Origin of the sequence: Bacterioplanes sanyensis (assembly GCF_014652515.1) — a bacterium.
Lineage (GTDB): Bacteria > Pseudomonadota > Gammaproteobacteria > Pseudomonadales > Oceanobacteraceae > Bacterioplanes > Bacterioplanes sanyensis.
Window position 1 is genome coordinate 24,932 of sequence record NZ_BMYY01000010.1, and the last position, 13,830, is coordinate 38,761.

Annotated in this window: 12 protein-coding genes; 5 read left to right on the forward strand and 7 right to left on the reverse strand. The window is 55.8% G+C overall.

From position 1 onward, the window contains the following. Positions 1–65: 65 nt before the first annotated feature. On the forward strand, positions 66–842 hold the full coding sequence (locus tag IE090_RS13555; RefSeq protein ID WP_189388937.1) for a class II glutamine amidotransferase: 777 nt from the start codon (positions 66–68) through the stop codon (positions 840–842). 104 nt (positions 843–946) lie between these two features. Continuing rightward, positions 947–2,800: a methyl-accepting chemotaxis protein gene (locus tag IE090_RS13560; RefSeq protein WP_189388938.1), complete on the forward strand. Its 1,854-nt coding sequence runs from the start codon at positions 947–949 to the stop codon at positions 2,798–2,800. Here IE090_RS13560 and IE090_RS13565 read toward each other — a convergent pair. Both IE090_RS13565 and IE090_RS13570 read right to left on the reverse strand, forming a co-directional pair. Next, complete coding sequence (locus IE090_RS13565) at positions 2,797–3,429, reverse strand: response regulator transcription factor (RefSeq protein WP_189388939.1); 633 nt, start codon at positions 3,427–3,429, stop codon at positions 2,797–2,799. The genes IE090_RS13560 and IE090_RS13565 overlap by 4 nt on opposite strands. Further along, positions 3,426–4,583 carry a sensor histidine kinase gene (locus IE090_RS13570; protein ID WP_189388940.1) on the reverse strand — a complete coding sequence of 386 codons (1,158 nt, stop codon included), beginning with the start codon at positions 4,581–4,583 and terminating at the stop codon, positions 3,426–3,428. The genes IE090_RS13565 and IE090_RS13570 overlap by 4 nt, the downstream gene beginning before the upstream one ends. A 143-nt stretch (positions 4,584–4,726) precedes the next feature. On the opposite strand from IE090_RS13570, the gene IE090_RS13575 reads away from it, so the two are divergent. Further along, positions 4,727–5,497 (forward strand): MipA/OmpV family protein, encoded by a 771-nt coding sequence (locus IE090_RS13575; RefSeq protein ID WP_189388941.1) that lies wholly within the window; start codon positions 4,727–4,729, stop codon positions 5,495–5,497. Here IE090_RS13575 and IE090_RS13580 read toward each other — a convergent pair. Further along, on the reverse strand, positions 5,472–7,394 hold the full coding sequence (locus IE090_RS13580; protein WP_189388942.1) for a DNA topoisomerase III: 1,923 nt from the start codon (positions 7,392–7,394) through the stop codon (positions 5,472–5,474). The genes IE090_RS13575 and IE090_RS13580 overlap by 26 nt on opposite strands. Before the next feature lie 264 nt (positions 7,395–7,658). Here IE090_RS13580 and IE090_RS13585 point away from each other — a divergent pair, with 264 nt between their 5' ends. Continuing rightward, entirely contained in the window at positions 7,659–7,868 is a 210-nt protein-coding gene (locus IE090_RS13585; RefSeq protein WP_189388943.1) for a cold-shock protein, read from the forward strand. 174 nt (positions 7,869–8,042) lie between these two features. Here the strand turns inward: IE090_RS13585 and IE090_RS17950 are convergent, their stop codons facing one another. From IE090_RS17950 to IE090_RS13600, 4 genes are all read right to left on the reverse strand, one after another. Beyond that, the gene (locus tag IE090_RS17950; RefSeq protein ID WP_268247124.1) at positions 8,043–8,165 is read right to left on the reverse strand and encodes a hypothetical protein; all 123 of its coding nucleotides are present in this window, start codon (positions 8,163–8,165) and stop codon (positions 8,043–8,045) included. 84 nt (positions 8,166–8,249) lie between these two features. Next, positions 8,250–10,430 carry a transglutaminase TgpA family protein gene (locus IE090_RS13590; protein WP_189388944.1) on the reverse strand — a complete coding sequence of 727 codons (2,181 nt, stop codon included), beginning with the start codon at positions 10,428–10,430 and terminating at the stop codon, positions 8,250–8,252. Then, on the reverse strand, positions 10,427–11,635 hold the full coding sequence (locus IE090_RS13595) for a DUF58 domain-containing protein (RefSeq protein WP_189388945.1): 1,209 nt from the start codon (positions 11,633–11,635) through the stop codon (positions 10,427–10,429). The genes IE090_RS13590 and IE090_RS13595 overlap by 4 nt, the downstream gene beginning before the upstream one ends. Next, on the reverse strand, positions 11,632–12,666 hold the full coding sequence (locus IE090_RS13600) for an AAA family ATPase (protein WP_189388946.1): 1,035 nt from the start codon (positions 12,664–12,666) through the stop codon (positions 11,632–11,634). The genes IE090_RS13595 and IE090_RS13600 overlap by 4 nt, the downstream gene beginning before the upstream one ends. Positions 12,667–12,819: 153 nt before the next feature. Here IE090_RS13600 and IE090_RS13605 point away from each other — a divergent pair, with 153 nt between their 5' ends. Beyond that, positions 12,820–13,824, forward strand: a complete 1,005-nt coding sequence (locus IE090_RS13605) for an ArsR/SmtB family transcription factor (RefSeq protein ID WP_189388947.1) — start codon at positions 12,820–12,822, stop codon at positions 13,822–13,824. Positions 13,825–13,830 lie beyond the last annotated feature (6 nt).

Consider the following 13,830-nt stretch of genomic DNA (forward strand, 5'->3'; position numbering starts at 1 on the left):
CAAGCCCTCGTTGGTTCCATAAAATGGCAAGTCTACCGTCAAAACCAACCAATGGCAGCCGCTCCATGTGTGAACTTCTTGGCATGAGTGCCAATACTCCCACGGATTTATGTTTTAGCTTTACCGGCCTGACCCGTCGCGGTGGTGCCACCGGCCCACACAAAGATGGCTGGGGGGTGAGTTTTTACGAAGGCAAAGGCGTGCGCTCGTTTCATGACCCTGAGCCCAGTGCCTCTTCGCGCATTGCCGAGTTGGTGCAACAGCATCCGATTAAAAGTAAAACTGCGATCTGCCATATTCGCCAAGCCAATGTCGGCGATATTAACCTCGCCAACACGCACCCATTTGTGCGCGAACTGTGGGGGCGCTACTGGGTCTTTGCTCACAACGGTCAGCTCAAACAGTTCAGCCGCCGGATCGGCATGTATGAGCCCGTGGGCGATACCGACAGCGAAGACATTTTTTGCGATTTAATGAATCAGGTGCGCCAGGCTGTGCCGCGTGATGCCATGCCGCAACAGCTCACTGAGGTGTTGGTTAACCTGGCGGACAGCTACCGCCAGCAAGGCGTTTTTAACTGCTTGCTGAGCAATGGCGATTGGCTGTTCAGCTATTGCAGCAGCAAAATGGCCTGCATTACCCGCCGCGCGCCCTTTGGCCCGGCCCGCTTGTGCGACGCCGAAGTCAGCATTGATTTTGCCGCTGAAACAACGCCCAAAGACGTGGTCAGTATCATTGCCACCGAACCACTGACCTCCGACGAGCAATGGACGCTCTACCAGCCCGGCGACTGGAAGCTGTGGCAAAACGGCGAGGTCATTGCCGAGGGCACCAGCCGCTAAATTACCAACTCTCATTGTTCGAAGTGCTGACAATTAACGCAGCAAGGATTCGTGCCGATGGATTTCATCTAAGCTCTACGATGACAAGGTACGAGGACGTAATAATGAAGAACATGAGCATTCGTCGACAGCTAATGCTGGCCGTCGGTGGCACCATTCTGTTGCTACTAGCGCTCAGCAGCTTGTTTAGTTATCAGCAAGCGCGCAACAGCCTGTCGGAGGAGATCAGCGAACGGATTCGTATCACAGGTGAAAAGACCGGCAGCTTTGTTAGCCACTGGATTAAAAGCAAAGGCCAGGTGGTGTCGGCTGCAGTCGCCTCCTTAAACAGCAACCTAAGCCCTACCGATATTGTCGCCCAAGGTCAACGCGCCGGCGACTTTATGTATTTGTATCTCGGGACTCAAGATGGTGGCATGGTGATGCGCCCCGATGACGAACTGCCAGCCGACTATGACCCCAGAGTGCGGCCTTGGTACAAGCTGGCTCGCCAGCAAGGCCGACAGGTCATTACCGCGCCATATGTAGATGCCAGCACTGGCGAAATTGTTATTACCTTTGCTCAACCCACTAATAATGGGGTGTTGGCAGGGGACGTCGCGTTAACGGCAGTAGTCAATCAAGTGTTAGACATTGACCTTGGCGAGCATGGCTATGCCGCTTTGCTTAATGCCGAACAAAAGTTCATGGTCCATCCGGATGAAGACCTGCTGGGCAAACCGGTCAGCAGCATGATGGGGTCAGGTACTCGCTTGCAGGCAGGTAGCATTGTGACCGCTGAGTTTGGTGATCACACCAGTCTCTTGGGTTTGTACCCCATTGATGGCACCGATTGGCAACTGCTGTTGGTCGCGCCCGAAAAAGAAGCCTATGCCAGCTTATCTGCATTGCGCTGGTCCAGTTGGGTGACGGGCATTCTCACCATCATCATTGTCACTGTCATTACCGGCGTCATTATCTCGCGCTTGCTGCGGCCCTTGGCCAATTTAAGTGTGGCCATGTCTGACATTGCCCAAGGTGAAGCGGATTTAACTAAACGCTTAGTCGTTGAGCGTAACGACGAAATTGGTGCTCTAAGCCATTCCTTCAATGTGTTTGTCAGTTCGATACATGATCTGGTATCGCAAAGTATGGAGTCATCGCGAGAGCTAGATAGCCTGTCCAGTTCGGCACGCAACAATGCCGAGGAAAACAATCAGGCGGTACAAGTACAGCAAACAGAGATCAGCCAGGTTGCGGTGGCCGTCAACGAGTTGTCGTCAACGTCGTCTGAGGTCGCTTCCAACGCCTCGGATACCGCCGGAGCGGCGCAAAATGCCACGGAAGAGGGCCAGTCCGGCATGGACAATGCCGAAGAGAACAAGCGCCGCATGACACGCCTAACCAGCCAGATCGACGATGCCACTGGCGTTATCAACCAGCTGGATGAGCAAGCCCAGCAAATCACTGGTATTTTGGCCACCATTCAGGGCATTGCCGAGCAGACCAACTTGTTGGCGTTAAATGCTGCTATCGAAGCCGCCCGCGCGGGTGAGCAAGGTCGCGGTTTCGCCGTGGTTGCCGATGAAGTGCGCACGCTGTCGCAGCGCACCCACGAAGCCACCGGTGAAATCCAGGAAATGATCGACAACCTCAAGCAACACAGTCAAAGCGCGGTCAACATCATGGAGACCAGCAAAGCATTAACCGGAGAAACGGCCGAAAGTGCTGCTCAAGTAACGCAAAGCCTGTCGGTCATTGCCGAGGCTCTGAGCGATATATCCGAACGTTCACAAAACATCGCCAATGCCTCTCGCGAGCAGCATGCCGCGACTGAGGAGATCAGCCGCATCGCCACCGCCATCCAGACTGCCTCCGATGATCTGGCCGGCAACGTGGCAGAGGCCATGAACCAGTCCGGCCAGCTGCATAGCCTCAGCACCAATATTGCTGGCAATCTGTCGCGCTTCAGAGTCTAAATTAACCCTTGATCTATCGCCCGTAAGACCGCTTGAGTGCGGTCACGGGCTTCCAGTTTTTCTAATATTGCCGACACCTGATTACGCACGGTGCCTGGTGCACGATGTAAAGCTCTGGCTATTTCCTGATTGCTGTGACCTGCGGCCACCAAGCGCAAAACCCGCACCTCGGCTGTAGTTAGCTTAACGGCCGGTGACAGCGTGTTTCGTTGCGACTGCTGGTAGCGCTGAATCCGCTGCGTTAATGCCGGCTGCAGCCATTCGCCCCCAGCATGCAGGGTGTCTATCGCCGCTAACAGCTCATCCAAGCCGACGTCTTTGCGCAAATACCCTTTCGCCCCAAGTTCAATGCACTGGCGCACCAGCTCATGGTCATCAAAGGTGGTAAGAACCAACACCGGCAAGTGATGCCGTTGTTGTTGCAGTGCGGCCAGCACTTCGATGCCGCCCATGACGGGCATGCGTATATCCAGTAGCACCAAATCCGGTTGGTGACGTTGAATCATATCCAGACCAATGCGGCCATCTTCCGCAGTCGCGACCACCTGATAGCCAGGTCGCAGCTGCAGCAGGGTACTGATGCCTTCGCGCACCAGCTGTTGATCTTCCACCAAGACAATCTTGATCACACCACCAGTCCATTATCTAACGGTAATTCGATACACAACTGCAGCCCACTGTCTGTGAGGCTCATCGTCAAACTGCCCTGTAACGCCTCGACCCGCTCTTGCATGCCCTTCAGCCCATTGCCCGGGCGCGGCAATTGTTTGCAGCCGCCGTTGTCGATCAGAGTCATTTGCACTCGGTTTTCCACCAGCTTGATGTTGATCACTGCTCGACTGGCATGACTGTGGCGCACCATGTTGGTCATCGCCTCCTGCACGCAGCGCAACAAAGTTTCTGCCAAGCGCACGTCATCAGGGCGTAGCTTGGGGTCGATTTGCAGCCACACTTGTGGCCTTGGCCAACTTCGAACCAAGGTCTGCAAGGCGGTGCGAATATCCAAGCCACGATGTTCACGAAAGGTGGAAACCGTGTCGCGCAACTCACTCAGCAGCAAATGAGCAATCACGCCGGCACGCTGTAACGCACCATCATGTTGAGCACCTTCGGTATGGCGGGCAATTTCCAGTTGCAAACTTAACGCCGCGAGGTGGTGCCCCGACAAATCATGCAACTCGCGAGCAATGCGCAGGCGTTCGTCGCGCTTGCTGGTCGACGCCAGTAGCTCTTGTGTCGCGGTTAACTCGGCCACCAGGCGCGACGCTTGCGCCCTCGCCTGCTTTTCCGACTCCAGCGTCACACTCAGATACAGCACGAACAGGTTGAACAGCGTATACAAACCGACATTGATCATCGCGTAGGGATCGCCAAACCCGAGCCAGTGATACCCACCAATCAGCAGCGGAATCACAATCGCCGCCAAGGCGCTGGTGCGCAATGAGAGGTAGCGCGGCATTTGTCCAACGACCAACAACCATAAGATGGCGCACACGCCGGGAGCAAACATCAACATCAACAAGATGGCTGACACGGCTGCCAGAACTAAACTGGCGGGCATATCGGCACGCCGTTTGATGTGCGGCAAGCGCAAATGCAAGTTGGCTAGCCAGTTGAGAGTAAACAACGCCACGGTCACCCATGGCAACGTTGGTTGTATCAGGGCTGGGCTACTGGCACTGGTAAACCACAAATACAACAACAAGCCGGCAATGCAGCCGATCGTCAGTGCAGCAAGTACAAAATCCATCCACTTAAACAGGGCGTCATGCTCCTGATTCATACGTTTCTGCAGCTCACTATGCCGGCCAAACCAAAGCAGCAGAATAGGGCAAATGTCATGCGCTGTCGTGACATTTGCCACATGAGAGTGCCGTTGCTCGCGCGTCATCATGACCCTTCTTCTCGACTGAATCAGGATTGACCATGAAGCACTGGCGACTATTACTACTGTGGTGGCTAAGCCTGGATCTGCTGGCTGGGCCTGCGCATACTTCTACGCAGCAGTGGCAGTACGAACTGGGAGGCGCCAGCCTGGTGCGCAAAGCACCGTGGCATCAGCAAGAAACACATCAGCGCAATGTGCCCATGTTCAGTGCTCGCTACGGTGGCTGGGAGTTAGGGACCGGGGATGGTCTCATTACTTACCGCTGGCAAGGCAGCAACGGCAGCTTAAGTTCGGGCATCGGTTTGCGCGACGAAAGCGTGAACAGCGATATCTGGGGCGATGCCGATGACGAACGCTATGACGGTTTTGATGGCGGTGATTTAGAGGTCACCGCAAATCTCGGCGCGCAATGGCATTCACTCTCTTTAAACATCGCGCAAGACATATCCGGGCACTCGGATGGCACCACAGCAGAGTTGATGTTGACTCGCACCCTGTATGCTTGGCCCGGGCGCTTTACGCCCAAATCGCAATGGTTTGCCGGTGCTCGTTGGCTGAGCCAAAGTTACAGCCAAAGTGTGTTTGGTATCGAGAAGCAGCATGCCAGCGCCGATTTACCTGTGTACGAAACCCAAGCCGCCAGCAACCCGTTAGTTGGCATGCAGTTGATGTGGCCGTTCACTGAGTACTGGCAAATGCGCTTTAAGTATCGTGCCGAGTGGTTAGATCAAACACTGCAAGACAGCCCCTTGGTCGCCCGTAGCGTGCAGCATACGGCCTACCTTACTTTTGTTTACCTCGGCTTTTAGTTCGCCGCGCACGGCGCTTGGCAGGCGCCGCAGGCAAATCACGAAAGACCTGAGTGTCGAGCTGGCTGGCATCGTTCACCAAGCGCTGAAGTTGCAGCTCTAGTGGCTGCATAAATTGTTGGTAGCTCAGTTGACGCTGGCTGATGTCGTTAAGCTGCCGCTCCCATTGTGCGGTCATATCCGGCACAGTCGTGGCTTGTGGTAGTGCCTGTACCATGGCTTTGCCAAGCGCCGTCGCATGTATGCTTTTGCCCTGGCGTTGTAAAAAGCCACGGTTGAACAACAGCTCGATGATGCCGGCCCGGGTGGCTTCCGTGCCCAAGCCGTCGGTTTCTCGCAGCACCTTGCGCAACTCAGGATCTTGCACAAAGCGGCCGATCCCCGTCATCGCGGCCAGCAAGCTGGCATCAGAAAAGGCCTTCGGTGGCTCGGTGTGCTTTTCGTCTATTTCAGGTTCACCGCTCCACACCGCTTGTCCTGGCTGAACATCTGGCAGCACAGCCTGCTGAGCCACAGTTGCCTCTTTCGCGCTCGGCAGCAGTTCTTTCCAGCCTAGCGCCAAGGTATAACGCTCGTTAGCTCGAAACAGTCCGCCCTGAATATCGACGTCGATGTGGCGCTGACAATAGCGATGTGGTGGATAAAACTGCATCAAGTACTGACGCGCTATCAGCAAATACACTCGCTGCTCAAGCTGATTTAAACGCCCACCCTGCATTCCTTTCGCCGTCGGTATAATGGCGTGATGAGCGCCCACTTTGGCATCGTTCCAGGCTTTTGAACGCCGCTGCCAATCAGCTCCAGCGCAGGCTTGCTTGAGCTCATCAGCAGTGAGGGCGATGGCATTGCCAATGGAGCTGCCCTGAGACCAATGCTCTACCGGTAAATAGCGACAGTCCGACCGAGGGTAAGTAATGAGCTGGTGCTTTTCATATAAAGCCTGACACGTATCTAACACTTGCTTTGCCGATAAACCAAAGGCTTTGCCGGCATCGACTTGCAAGGCCGACAAGTTATAAGGCAAAGGCGGAGGCTGCTGCTTTTGTTGTTGCTGTGAGTCTTTAATCTGCGCCGGCTGCTGGCGTATACGGCTGGCAACATTGGCCACCAGCTTAGGGTTGAGGACGCGCCCGTCTTCATCCTGATGGTCCACACAGGCTTCGCTTGGCTGCCACACGGCGTAAAAGCTCAGTGGCTGCTGTGCGTCTAGGTGAATGGCCGCACGCAATTGATAAAACGGCCTGCTGGTAAACTGCTCAATGTCTTGATCACGGCGCACCACCAGCCCCAGCACCGGTGTTTGCACCCGCCCAACCGACAGCACCTGGCGCATACCGGCTTGCTGACCACGAACCGTGCAGGCACGCGTGAGATTAATGCCATACAGCCAATCGGCGCGACTGCGCGCCAAAGCCGAGACTGACAGCGGTAAGAACTCACGATTGCTGCGTAATTGCTGCAGTGCTTTTTTAACCGCGGCGGGATTCAAGTCACTGACTAACAGGCGCTGCATAGCCTGCTGTTTAGATTTGCTCACCCGCAGATAATTAATCACTTCATCGACCAGTAGCTGGCCCTCACGATCAGGGTCGCCGGCATGAACCAACTGGTCGGCTTGTTTAACCAGCTTGCGCAACACACTAAGCTGCTTGCGAGTATTGGCTTTGGGTTGCAGCTGCCATTGCTGCGGCACGATGGGCAAAACATCCAAACGCCACTGCTTAAAGCTCGGGTTATAGGCTTCAGGCTCCGCCTGCTCGAGCAAATGGCCAATGCACCAGCTCACCACGTCGCCATTGGCGGCTCTGATACAACCGTCTTCTTGCTTGTGCGGTTTGGGCAGCACCGCAGCAATGGCACGCCCCAAGCTGGGCTTTTCGGCGATAAACAAACGCATGGCAAATCACTTTACGTGTACATCCATACAGTATCGCCAATATCACAGCCGTGAGCCAGTATGAAAATAAACAGCGAAATATATAGACGCCAAGCTGCTGCAAGCGTATGGTGATTGCAGCTAGAGAAAAGACTCCAATTTATATCCTACACTTCGCTGTTTTATTCGTAATACACCGTCCTGCAGTTTCTAAGTTCCGTCCTAAATTTCTAAGCGTTACGCCAGTTTTGGCACTTTTTATATTTTTGATACAGGATGACTGTTATGTCTAACACAGTGAAAGGTAAAGTTAAGTGGTTCAATGAGACCAAAGGTTTTGGTTTTATCGAGCAAGAGTCTGGCCCTGATGTGTTCGCACACTTCAAAGCCATTGTCGGTTCAGGCTTCAAAACCCTGACTGAAGGCCAAGATGTTGAGTTCACCGTGACTCAAGGCGCCAAAGGCCCTCAGGCAGAGAACATCGTTCCTCTGTAAGCAGCGATAGGCCTAATTAAAAGGCAGACTTAGGCTCCATGCGATTCGCGTAAACGGTTGGCCTCAGATTAGCCTGACAAAAATCCAGTAGCGTTTGCGTCACTGGATTTTTTTATATCTACGCAATTGCCACCCCACGATCGGCTCAGCTCGGCTTCTCACGCTCTGGCATGTTCAACGACACATACGATCGCCGTAGTAATCGTTATCGTAATTGCACTGGCTACGGCGCTGCGGCTGTAACGCATGGCCAGGTGGGTTCAGCAGCTGGTGAAAGATGACTTCAATAAGGTTCATAACGGCTCTCCGTGTAATGGACTCATTCAGAGTACGCCGCCCACCTTTATTGTAGAAATCAATAAATTCAACCAAACTTATAGTTTATGACTTATCCCCAGGTCGCTGCAGCAACTCCTGCGCCGCCTCTTGTGCCCACTGCTGCAGTTGCGCCAGCGCCATAGGTTGATGGTGATAAAGCTGCTCACACACCCCCTGCGCCAATTGCTGCAAAGCCTTAGAAGGCAGTTGCTGCGCCCAAGCTTCAATGCCTTGCTGCGGCTGACGCGTCACACCGTGATAGAGGCCGATGCGTTGCAAGTGATAAACGTAAAACGGCCAGGCTTGCTCTGCTTGCTGCGGTTGATAGCGCTCAATGCACCAGCGGCTGTAATGAGCTTGCGCTAAAGGCCACCAGCGCGAGCGCTGCCAATAAGCGACGCAGGCCAACAGCGTCAGCAGCAGCCACAGCGGCCATAAACCTAAAATAAGCCACTTAACCGCCGCCAGCAGCATGATCAAGGCGCTGTAAATCAGCATCCACAGACCACTGAGCATGGCGGCCAACGACCAGTCGCCCTCAGCGACTTGGCTGCGCCGGGCAATGTCTTCTGCGTATTGCTGCAGTTGCTCACCGGCAAACGCGCTGGGCTGCGGACGCGGCAGTTGATAATACGCCGTTGGCTCAAAGGTGACCCATTGGCCGTCGATCCAGGCTTCGGTCCAGGCATGGCCGTCAATGGCACGAATCTCAAAGTAGCCGGTTAGCGGGTTTTGGCTGGTGGCGCTAAAGCCGGTCACCAAGCGTGCCGGAATGTTCAGGCTGCGCAGCATGATGGTCATGGCGCTGGCAAAATATTCGCAATGGCCGCGCTTGTCTTCGAACAAAAAGCGATTCAATGGCGTTTCGCCCTGGGACTGTAAAATCGACTCAAAGCTGTAGTCGTATTCGCTGCGCAAATGCTGCTCCAGCAACACCGCGCGCTGATAGGGCGATTGCCCAGCTTGCGTGACCTCACGCGCCAGGCGGCGAATGCGCGGGTCAAAACCGTTCGGCAACTGCAAATCAAAATCATCAGGCCCAGCACTGTTGGATAGCGGCCGGCCATCGCGGCGCTCATCGCTGGAGCGCACGCTGTAGCGCGTGCCCGGCGTCAAGGTGGCGGGCAGCAGCGGATGACCATATTGATCCAAGGCCACCGAGCTGGCCGGCAGCCACAAAGTGACGGGGTCAGGCGCCACGGGCAGCCAAGCAGGCATCGGCTGCTCGATTTCGATCACCTGCAGGAAGCTGCCTTCACCGGCGCGCAGCTGTACCTTGCCGCTGTTGTCGGTGCGCAGCTTGCGAGAAATATCCTCGCTGCTGGACGACCAGCGAATGCCGTCAAAGGTGTCAAAGCTGCGTACTTTCAAATACGCACCGCGGCTGGCTTTCATGCGCGCGACGATGGCATTGAGATCAACGGCGCCACTGCGTTCACCGTCGCGAATATCAAACTGCTCGTTAAAGCCATCGTAGCTATAATCATCGCCAAAGTCCGACAGCTCACTGATCTGGTTTAGCTCCTGATAGCCTTCTTGGCTGCTGCGCTCCTGTGGCGATTTATACTGCTTGCCCTCATCACTGGGCGGCGTGTCTCGAGCCTGAGATTGCCACTGCTCATCGTGGTAAAAGTCAGGACTGGAAGACTGCTGGCCACCCCAATTCAGTGGCGCCAGACGCGGCACCAATAAATAAAAGGCAAACGCCAGCAACATGACCAAGGCACTGACCTTAAGCCGTGGCCGTATGCCGGGGCCCACCACCTGCCGTTGGCTCTCACCACGATCGAGCCAAGCTTCACTGAGCGAAAAGGCAGCCAAAATGCAGAACGCCAGCATCACCAGCAAATAGCCGCCGCTGGTGGCTTCCGCCGCACCGGTCAGCAACAGCACAAAGCTCACCAACTGCAGCAAATAAAACTGCCGGTAACGTTGGGTCATGGCACTCAAAGCCAGCTGAATCATGATCAGCAAAACGCTTAATGCCTCCAGCAGCCCCAGCGTGAATAGCAAGGCCAGAAAAGCCATTAAACCGCCCGCTGCTAGGCCATCACTCAGCACCTTGTTGGCACGGATGTCGTCTCGTTGCTGCCAGGCTTGGCGTAACACCCAGCCGTTGGCCAACAGCGCCAACAGGCCCAAAGGCACGCCGATGGCAACGCCAAATAAGGTCGACAGCGCGCCGCCGGTCACCACCGCTAGCTGTAATGCCAACCAGAAAAATACCGCCTGCCGCGCAATCATAACGACAACACCTGATGCAGTTTGCTGAGTCGATGCAACCTCAGTTGCCAGTGGTCACTGCGCAGCTGCTGCCAGCCTTGAGCGTAATTGGCCATGGGCAAATCGAAGCTGGCCGCAGCGTACACTATGTCCAAATGACCGCCACACGGCGGCAGCTGGATACTGTGTTGGTCGCTGCGAATGGTCACGACAATCGGTGGCTCCTGACGCTCGGCCACTGCCGTGGCAATCAACTCACTGTAGTCTTGCAAGCCATCGGCCTGCACTTCCGCCAGCTGCCACAGGGCATCACCGATGTCTGCCGCCCCGGGGTCAATGCTCAGCTGTGTGCGCTCGCTGCCACCCACCACCACGCTGGCGCTTAACTGCTGCTGGCGTGCGTATTCCAAGATGGATGCCGCTATTTGCACGGCAAACTCAAAGGTATTCTCCACCTCATCGCCCACTTGGTTGGCTGCGTTGGCATCGACCACCACCAGCCAGGACGGCTGATCGAAGCTATGGAACTCGCGCACCACCAGCTGCTGCTGCCGCGCCGAAGCGCTCCAGTGCACATGCTTCATCGAATCGCCGTCGCGGTAAGGGCGAATGCCGGCAAACTCACTGTGCGCTCCGCGACTCATCAATGAATCCGCCCCCGCCATCAAGGGGTTATCCGCACACGGCTGAGGCAGCGTGCGAATGGCATGAACCTTGGGCTGCACTCGCACCTGACACGCCGGGCTGAGCAATTGCACCCGCCGCTGCACAAAGCCAAATGGCCAAGCGCAGCTAACCGTGGGTGCCGGCAAGGTATAAATGCCCCGCGCCGGGCTGGCGTAACTTAACCGCAACGCCCCCGCTTGCAAGCGCGGAATAAAGTGCTGCTGGCGCTGGCCTGGCAGGGTTTCTTCGATACTGACAAAAAACAGCGTTTGGCGCGGCTGACAGTGGTATTGCAGCACCAGCTCGCCACCGCTGTTGGCTTCCCCCCATTGCTGGCGCTGTAGTTGCAAACCGCGCAGTGCCCACCAGGGCAAAATCCAGCTGATGGCGATCAACGCCAACATGAGTGCCAGCCCGCCATACAGCAGTGCAATGCCACGATTCCAAGCCATCAAAAAACACGCCAGTGACATCAGCCACAAAAAGCGATGGGCGTTTAGGTAGCGTCCGAGCCAATCGAGCACGGGCCGCAGCTGGGCTTCGAGGTTGCCTTGGCTCATGCCGAATGATCGGTGTTGTTATAAGCGTCGCTATCAGGCTGGGCAGCAGGCTTGTCATCACTGGCGTAATCCGGCACCGCGACGCTGCTGAGCAGCTGCTGCCAAAATTCCTGACGCCCCTCAATGCGTTGCAACGCGGCATCACGAAATAGAATGCGATGGGCCAAGATGGGCTCTAACAATGGCTTAATGACATCCGGCGTCACCGCCTTGCGCCCGGATATCAAGGCCAGTGCTCGGCTGGCTTGCATCAACGCCAGCGAACCGCGCGGGCTGGCCCCCAGTTTTACCCCAGGCTGCTCGCGCGTCGCCCGCACCAGCTGGCTGATATAACGCGCCATGGGCTCTGCCAAGGTGACCTTGTCGACTTGTGCCTGCAGCGCCAGCAAGGTCGTTTCGTTCAGCAGCGGCTTCAAAGCATCGAGTGGGTGGCCCTGCTGTTGCGCCATCATCATCGCCACCTCTTGCTCCTCATTGGGGTAGCCCAGGCTCAAACGCATAAAAAAGCGGTCCAACTGCGCTTCTGGCAATGGAAAGGTACCGCTGAACTCCACTGGGTTTTGTGTCGCCATCACCATAAAGGGGTTCGGCAGCTGATAGGTTTTGCGATCAGCACTGACCGTGCCCTCGGCCATGGCTTCCAGCAGCGCTGCTTGGGTACGTGGTGTGGCACGGTTGATTTCATCCGCCAGCACCAGGTTGCTGAACACCGGACCCGGCATAAAGTGAAACTGATGCTCCTCGCTGTTGTAGACGCTGATACCCGTGATATCGGAAGGCATTAAGTCCGGCGTGCATTGGATGCGCTTCATACGCAGCGCCAAGGCTTTCGACAGCGCTTTGGCCAAGGTGGTTTTGCCCAACCCAGGTGCATCTTCTAGCAGCAAATGGCCACGGCACAATAAGCACACCACCACCAAACGCAGGGTCTCAGGCTGAGCCTGCACCACACTCGCCAGGGCGGTTTGCAATTGGCTGGTCATCGCCTGGATTTTGCTCGTCGCCGGTTGGCTGGCAGCGGCTGGGGACATGAGTTTTTCCTCGGTTTGCAGCAGGGCAGTTGAGTATGCCGACTTAGTGCCCAGCACCCAAGTCGTTGGCTCAGCGATGCCTGCAGGCTGTGAACCAAACCTCTATATCAAAAAAAATTGATATAGATTAAAAAGCCGCCTACACTGCGGCCTATGAATGTCGAGTCACACACCCACCAACTGAACCACCAACGCCTAGCGCAAGCTCAAAAGGCGGCAGGTGATGCTTTGCGTTTGAGTATTCTCAAACTGCTAGGTCGTGGCTCGTTTGGTGTGCTGGAACTCAGCCAAGTGTTTGACGTCAAGCAATCCGGTATGAGTCATCACCTTAAAGTGTTGGCGCAAGCTGGTTTGGTCAGCACCCAGCGCGAAGGCACCAGTATTTTTTATCGTCGGCCGCTGCTCAGCGGCGATGACGACTGGAGTCACTGGCTACGGGCGACCTTTGCCGCCATCGATGCCAGCGATGCCCTGCTAGAGCCACAGCTGCAGCAAAACTTGGCGCAGGTACTGGCCGAGCGCGCACGTGCCTGTGCCGATTTTTTCGCCCGCAACGCCGATGCCTTTAAGCAACAGCAAGATTTAATCGCGTCTTACGATCAGTACGGCGAAGCGCTGGAGCATTTGCTCGCTGGTTATCAGGGACAGAGCCGCTACGCTCTGGAAGTCGGCCCCGGCGAAGGTGCATTTTTACCGGCTCTGGCACGGCGTTTTAAGCAGGTCACCGCGGTGGATATTTCGCCGCAAATGCTGGCCCAAGCCCAAGCAACGATCGGGCGGCAGCAGTTAAGCAACGTGCACTGTGAGCTGGGCGATACGAGCCTGCTGCTAGAGCAGCAGCATGTCGCCGTTGATTTTGCCGTCGCCAATATGGTGCTGCACCATGTGCCGGCACCGCAGGCGATTTTTGCCGATGTGTTTGAGCTATTGGCACCGGGCGGCGTGTTATTGATTACCGATTTATGTCGCCATGAGCAAAGTTGGGCCAAAGAGTCCTGCGGTGATTTATGGCTCGGCTTTGAGCCGCAAGATTTAACCGACTGGGCGCAAGCGGCGGGCTTTGCCGCCGGCGCCAGTCAATTTTTGGGACTGCGAAACGGCTTCCAAATCCAGTTCCGTCTGTTTTATCGCCCCGCGCCCAGCGCGGACCGACATTAGAGAGGA